Source organism: Mycetocola sp. (assembly GCF_046716805.1).
In the GTDB taxonomy this organism is placed as follows: Bacteria; Actinomycetota; Actinomycetes; order Actinomycetales; family Microbacteriaceae; genus Mycetocola_A.
Window position 1 is genome coordinate 1 of sequence record NZ_JBKJWH010000194.1, and the last position, 6578, is coordinate 6578.

Here is a 6578-nt window from a genome sequence, read left to right on the forward strand (position 1 = left end):
CGTGAAACCGGCATCCGTGCCAGACGAAGGAACCGAACACCGCCGGCCCCGGGTTCATGTGGCGCAGATGACGCAAAACCGCCCGTGAAACCGGCATCTGTGCCAGACGAAGGAACCGAACACGGCCGGCCCGGGTTCATGCGACGCAGATGACGCGAAACCGCCCGTGGAACCGGCATCTGTGCCAGATGATGGAACCGAACACGACCGGCCCGGGTTCATGCGACGCGCATGACGCAAAACCGCCCGTGGAACCGGCATCCGTGCCAGACGAAGGAACCGAACACCGCCGGCCCCGGGTTTATGTGGCGCGGATGACGCGAAACTGCCCGTGGAACCGGCATCCGTGCCAGAGGAACCGAACACGGCCGGCCCGGGTTCATGTGACGCAGATGTCGCAAAAACCGCCACATAACCGGCATTTGCGATGGATGAGCCGGAGCCCGTGGCTGCGCAGACCTTCATCCGTGCGAAATGGAGAAGCAACCCAGGCGGGCGACGAAGTCCTGTGGCCAAGGTGTGGTCGGGCGCCCATGGGCGCCGGTGCAGGACTTCACCGCCCGCCGTCTGAGTAGAGCCCACACGCGTGGCGATCCCGGCTCTGTCGGATGCCCAACGTAGGCTGGCACGGTGATCTCAAGCGTACGCGGAACAGTGCTCTCAGCCGTCGGCGGCAACGTCGTTCTCGAGGTCGGCGGGATCGGCTACGCCGTCCAGGTCACCCCGGAACACGCCCTCGCACTCCGGGTCGGCGATCAGGCTTTCGTACACACCTCCTTCATCGTCCGTGAGGACTCGATGAGCCTGTTCGGCTTCGAAACGCGCGAGCAGCTCGCGGTCTTCGAGCTGCTCACCGGCGTCACCGGCGTCGGACCCAAGTCGGCCCTCGGCGTCCTGTCCGTGCTCGGCCCCGGCCAGATCGCGACGGCCGTCGCAACGGAGGACGACGCCGTCTTCCGCACGGTCTCCGGCATCGGTCCGAAGACCGCGAAACTGATCGTCGTCTCCCTCGCCGGCAAACTCATCGCCCACGCTGAACCGGCCAAACGCGCCGCGGCCACTCCGACCGGCGACCAGGTCGTCGTCGCCCTCGTCGGACTGGGCTGGTCAGAGAAGGTCGCCGTCGACGCGGTAGCGAACGTCATTTCTTCGAACCCGGATGCCGCCACATTCCCTGTGCAGACGCTCCTGCGCCTCGCACTCGCCCAGCTCGGCCCGGCCCAGCACAGCGCAGCATCCACGGCCCGCGCATGAGCGACCTTGGTTTCGACCTCACCGACCCGGCACCGGAGTCCGACGCCGAGCTCGTCTTCGAGGGCGCCCTGCGCCCCCAGAGCCTCGGCGAGTTCGTTGGGCAGACCAAAGTTCGCGGCCAGCTCGAACTGCTGCTCAAGGCCGCGGCGATCCAGGGTCGCACACCCGATCACATCCTGCTGGCAGGCCCTCCAGGACTCGGCAAGACCACCCTCGCCATGATCGTCGCGCATGAGAGCCAGAAGCCGCTTCGCATGTCGAGCGGCCCCGCGATCCAGCATGCGGGCGACCTCGCCGCCGTGCTCTCCAGCCTCGTGCCGGGCGAAGTACTCTTCATCGACGAAATCCACCGGATGGCGCGCTCCGCCGAAGAGATGCTCTACCTGGCCATGGAGGACTTCCGGATCGACATCATGGTCGGCAAAGGCCAGGGTGCGACGTCGGTGCCCCTCGACCTCGCGCCGTTCACCCTCGTCGGTGCGACGACACGGTCGGGGCTGTTGCCCAACCCCCTTCGTGACCGATTCGGTTTCACAGCCCACCTCGAGTTCTACGATGCGCCCGAACTGGAGCAGGTGCTGCACCGTGCCGCACGGATGCTCAACTTCCCGATCGACGACAACGCCCTGGCCGAAATCGCCGGCCGATGCCGCGGCACTCCGCGCATCGCGAACCGGCTGCTGCGCCGGGTGCGTGACTACGTGCTCGTGCACCGCACCGACGCCGACAAAGCATCCGTTCGCGCGGCGCTCAACCTCTACGACGTCGACGAACTGGGGCTGGACCGCCTCGACCGTGCGGTGATGGAAATCATGCTCACCCGGTTCGGGGGAGGCCCGGTCGGGCTCAATACGCTCGCCGTCTCCGTCGGCGAAGAAGCGGAAACCGTGGAGAGCGTTGTCGAACCGTTCCTGGTCCGGATCGGCCTGATCACCCGCACGCCACGCGGGCGGATGGCGACACCTGAGGCGTTCGCCCACTTCGGGGTTAGCCGTGCTCAAGGTTCTCTGCTGCCCGATGTTCTATAATTCTTAATTGGCCTCTCGGCCTCACCCCCAACCTTGCGGTGTTCTCATCGCGGAAGGCTTCACAGAACCCATGATTCTTGACCCGCTCAGCATCGGCATGCTCGCCATCCTCGCCGTCCTCATCTTCTTCATGTTCCGGAATGGACAGAAGCGCAAGAAGGACCTCGAAGAGAAGCAGACGAAGATTGTCCCCGGCGCAGAGGTGATGACCAACTTCGGTGTCTTCGGCACCATCCTCAGCGTGAACGACGAGAAGGTCCAGGTCGAGACCAGCCCGGGCAACGTGCTCACCGTCCACAAGCAGACCATCGTGCGCTTCCTCGATGAGGAGCGGACGACCGAGGTTGCAGACGACGTCTCGGACAGCGCTCCCGACCAGGTCAACGAAGACCACCCCACCTACCCCGCCGCACCCGAGTTCGGTGAGGTCGCCGACACCACCGACACCAAGCCGGCTTCCGATTCACGTGAGAAGAACACCGACCAGTAGTCTTCCTGAGGGGCGAGGCGCGTTTTCGGCGCCCGCCCCCGAATCTGCACCACCTCGAAGCGTCCGTCTCGCCTTCCGGCTGCGATGGACGGTCATAGAAAGCTGAGTACGCCGTTGGCACAGTCGAAGTTGTCGCCTACCCGCATGGCGGGACGCTCCCTGTCCTGGCTGGGTGTCATCACCCTTGCTCTCCTCGCCATCCTCATCGGCGGCATCCTTCTGAGCAACGCGAGCTGGGCGCCGAAACTCGCGCTCGACCTCGAGGGCGGCACGCAGATCATCCTGCAGCCGAACATCGAGGACGGCAGCCAGGCCACCCAGGAACAGCTCAACCAGGCTGTCTCGATCATCCGCCAGCGCGTCGACGCCTCCGGTGTGTCCGAAGCTGAGGTGAACACCGAGGGCAACAACGTCGTCGTTTCCATCCCCGGGAAAGCCGATGAGGAAACACGCAAGCGCATCGAGGCATCCGCGAAACTGGAATTCCGCCCGGTCCTCGTCGCCGGGCAGCCCTCGAACACCTTCGTGGGGGAGGACGGAACCGAAACCCCGTACCCGACGCCGGACCCCGCCCTGCCCAACACTCCGACGGCCGAACCGACCAGCCCGAGCGACCTGAGCCAGGTCACGCCAGCACTGCAGGCGAAATTCCAGGCATTCGACTGCAACCAGCCCGTTGAAGCCGGTGTGGTACAGCCCGCCGACGAGCCGATCGTCGCCTGCGAAGTCGACGGCAGTGTGAAGTACATCCTCGGCCCGGTCGAGGTCGAGGGATCGCAGATCACCGACGCCACGAACGGAATGCGCACCACCCAGACCGGCGCGACCACCGGCGAATGGGCCGTGAACCTCAAATTCAATCGTGAAGGCACCGAGGAATTCGCAGACGTCACCAGCCGGCTGAACGGCCTGCCGAGCCCGCAGAACCAGTTCGCCATCGTGCTGGACAACCAGGTCATCTCCGCACCGCAGACTCTCGCTGTCATCTCCGACGGAAGACCCGAGATCTCCGGCAACTTCACGCAGGAGACCTCGAAGACGCTCGCCGACCAGTTGAAGTACGGCGCGCTGCCGATCAGCTTCGTCGTGCAGAGTTCGGACCAGATCTCCGCGACGCTGGGTTCCAGCAAGCTTCAGATCGGAATCCTCGCCGGAATCATCGGCCTTGTCCTCGTCGCCATCTACACCCTGTTCCAGTACCGCCTGCTCGGCTTCGTGACGCTCGCGTCCCTTGTTGTGGCCGGCGTGCTGACCTACCTCGTGATCGCTATCCTGTCGTGGCGCAACGGGTACCGGCTGTCGCTCGCGGGTGTCGCCGGGTTGATCGTGGCGATCGGTTTCACGGCCGACTCGTTCATCGTGTACTTCGAACGAATTCGCGACGAGTTGAGAGACGGTCGAGGCCTCGAGTCAGCGGTCGAGGCCGGCTGGCGCCGCGCCAAACGGACCATCTACGCATCCAAGGGCGTCAACGTCCTCGCCGCCGTCGTGCTGTACATCCTCGCCGTCGGCAACGTGAGGGGCTTCGCGTTCACGCTCGGTGTCACCACCATCATCGACATCCTCGTGGTCCTTCTCTTCACCCACCCGACGCTCCAGCTTCTGGCCCGTACGCGGTTCTTCTCGAGCGGTCACCCGCTCTCGGGCCTGGATCCGAACGCGCTCGGTGCCGTCTACCGGGGCCGCGCACAATTCCGTGCGCCGACCGAGGTCAGCAAGGTGAAGGCAGCAAAGTCCAGTCGCGAGGCAACCAAACGCCAGACGATCGCAGAACGCAAACAGGCCGAACTGATCGCCACCGGCGGCACGAAGAGCCAGGAGAAGGATTCCTAATGGCAAGCCTCACCTCATTCGGCAACGACCTCTACACCGGTAAACGCTCGATCGACTTCGTCGCGAACCGTAAAGTCTGGTTCAGCGTCGCCATCGCACTCGTGCTCCTCTCGATCCTCGTCCCGATCGTCAAGGGCGGCTTCAACCTGAGCTTCGAGTTCACCGGCGGGTCCCAGTTCACGATCTCCCCGGTGGCATCCGCAGACCAGAACAAGGCGACGGATGCTGTCGCGAGCGTCGTTCCCGAAGCAGTCGCGAAAGTGACCACCGTCGGCGACGACTCGGTGCGGGTGCAGACGAACGAGCTGTCCAACGACCAGACCGACGACGTCACCGGCGCCCTCGCCACCGCATTCGACGTGGATCCGAGTGCCGTCACGACGTCGTTCATCGGCGCCTCCTGGGGCGCTGATGTCACCCGGCAGGCCATTACCAGCCTTGTTGTCTTCCTCGCGCTCGCGTTCATCACCATGGCGCTGTACTTCCGCACCTGGAAGATGTCGGCGGCTGCGATGATCGCTCTGCTCGACGTGCTCGTCATCACCCTCGGTGTTTATGCACTCAGCGGGTTCGAGATCAGCCCGGCGGCCATCATCGGCTTCCTCACCATCCTCGGCTACTCGCTGTACGACACCGTCGTGGTGTTCGACAAGATCCGCGAGAACACGAGCGAGGACGGGGAGAACTCGCCGAGGACCTTCGCCGAATCGGTGAACCTCGCCGTCAACCAGACCCTCGTGCGCTCGATCAACACGTCGGTCGTCGCCGCGTTGCCCGTGGCATCCATCCTGCTGATCGGTGACTTCGTGCTCGGAGCTGAGACGCTCCGCGACATCTCCCTCTCCCTCTTCGTCGGCATCCTCGTGGCCACCTACTCCACGATCTTCGTCGCAGCGCCGCTCTACGCCCTGTTCCGGCAGAACGAACCGGAGATCCAGAAGCGAGACGCCAGAATCCTCGAAGCGCGGAAGCGATCCATCGAGCCCGTCGTCGCACCCGCGATCTGACCGTTCCGCGGGATAATAGAGCGTAAGGAGGGAAGCGATGACTGAAACACAATCGTCAAGCGCCTCCCTGCGCCGCCTCGTTCCGCGGATCTTCTCGAAGGCCCAACCCGCGGGCGCGGTCGACCGGCTGGTGCGTACCGCTCGGATGCACCATCCGAAGGCCGACCTCTCCATCATCGAACGCGCCTACACCGTCGCGGAGAAGGCTCACCGGGGGCAGAAGCGGCAGAGCGGCGAGCCGTACATCACGCACCCTGTCGCGGTGGCACAGATCCTCGCCGACCTGGGAATCGGCCCGAAGACCCTCGCGGCCGCTCTCCTGCATGACACCGTCGAGGACACCGGCTACCCGCTCGATGAGCTGCGAGCTGAATTCGGCGACGAGGTCGCGATGCTTGTCGACGGCGTCACGAAACTCGACAAGGTCAAGTACGGCGAGAGCGCTCAAGCCGAGACCGTCCGCAAGATGATCGTGGCGATGTCCAAGGACATCCGTGTCCTTGTGATCAAGCTCGCCGACCGCCTGCACAACGCCAGGACCTGGGGCTTCGTCCCACCCGAGAAGGCCGCGAAGAAGGCGACAGAGACGCTCGAGATCTACACGCCTCTCGCGCACCGTCTCGGTATCCAGACGATCAAGTGGGAACTGGAAGACCTGTCCTTCGCCGTGCTGTACCCGAAGCTGTACGCCGAGATCGAGAGCCTCGTCAAGCAGCGGACGCCGCAGCGTGAAGAGCTCGTTCACCAGGTGATCGACTCGGTCAACGACGACCTCAAAGCCGCGAAGATCCGTGGCAAGGTCGTCGGCCGGCCGAAGCAGTACTACTCGATCTACCAGAAAATGATCGTTCGCGGCCGCGACTTCGACGAGATCTACGACCTCATCGGCATCCGCATCCTGGTGAACTCTGTGCGTGACTGTTACGCCGTGCTCGGCGCCATCCACGCACGGTGGACGCCGATTCC

General features: G+C 64.4%; 6 protein-coding genes. All 6 read left to right on the forward strand.

The genetic code is table 11. From position 1 onward, the window contains the following. The first annotated feature begins 630 nt into the window (after window positions 1-630). A complete protein-coding gene (gene ruvA / locus ACLQ62_RS15830) occupies window positions 631-1254 on the forward strand; it encodes a Holliday junction branch migration protein RuvA (RefSeq protein WP_411722589.1) in 624 nt (207 codons plus the stop codon). Beyond that, a complete protein-coding gene (ruvB, locus tag ACLQ62_RS15835; RefSeq protein WP_411722590.1) occupies window positions 1251-2282 on the forward strand; it encodes a Holliday junction branch migration DNA helicase RuvB in 1032 nt (343 codons plus the stop codon). Before ruvA ends, ruvB begins: the two co-directional genes overlap by 4 nt. A 70-nt stretch (window positions 2283-2352) precedes the next feature. Next, on the forward strand, window positions 2353-2772 hold the full coding sequence (gene yajC / locus ACLQ62_RS15840) for a preprotein translocase subunit YajC (protein ID WP_411722591.1): 420 nt from the start codon (window positions 2353-2355) through the stop codon (window positions 2770-2772). A gap of 144 nt (window positions 2773-2916) precedes the next feature. Then, window positions 2917-4605, forward strand: coding sequence for a protein translocase subunit SecD (gene secD / locus ACLQ62_RS15845; protein WP_411722592.1), 1689 nt, complete (start codon window positions 2917-2919; stop codon window positions 4603-4605). Continuing rightward, on the forward strand, window positions 4605-5612 hold the full coding sequence (gene secF, locus ACLQ62_RS15850) for a protein translocase subunit SecF (protein ID WP_411722593.1): 1008 nt from the start codon (window positions 4605-4607) through the stop codon (window positions 5610-5612). The genes secD and secF overlap by 1 nt, the downstream gene beginning before the upstream one ends. A 37-nt stretch (window positions 5613-5649) precedes the next feature. Next, on the forward strand, window positions 5650-6578 hold a 929-nt coding region (locus ACLQ62_RS15855), incomplete at its 3' end, for an HD domain-containing protein (RefSeq protein WP_411722594.1).

What these genes read in the sequence shown, in the direction of transcription:
- yajC (WP_411722591.1), top strand. Translation starts at nt 2,353, where the DNA reads ATGATTCTTGACCCGCTCAGCATCGGCATGCTCGCCATCCTCGCCGTC.
- secF (WP_411722593.1), top strand. Translation starts at nt 4,605, where the DNA reads ATGGCAAGCCTCACCTCATTCGGCAACGACCTCTACACCGGTAAACGC.
- ruvB (WP_411722590.1), top strand. Translation starts at nt 1,251, where the DNA reads ATGAGCGACCTTGGTTTCGACCTCACCGACCCGGCACCGGAGTCCGAC.
- secD (WP_411722592.1), top strand. Translation starts at nt 2,917, where the DNA reads ATGGCGGGACGCTCCCTGTCCTGGCTGGGTGTCATCACCCTTGCTCTC.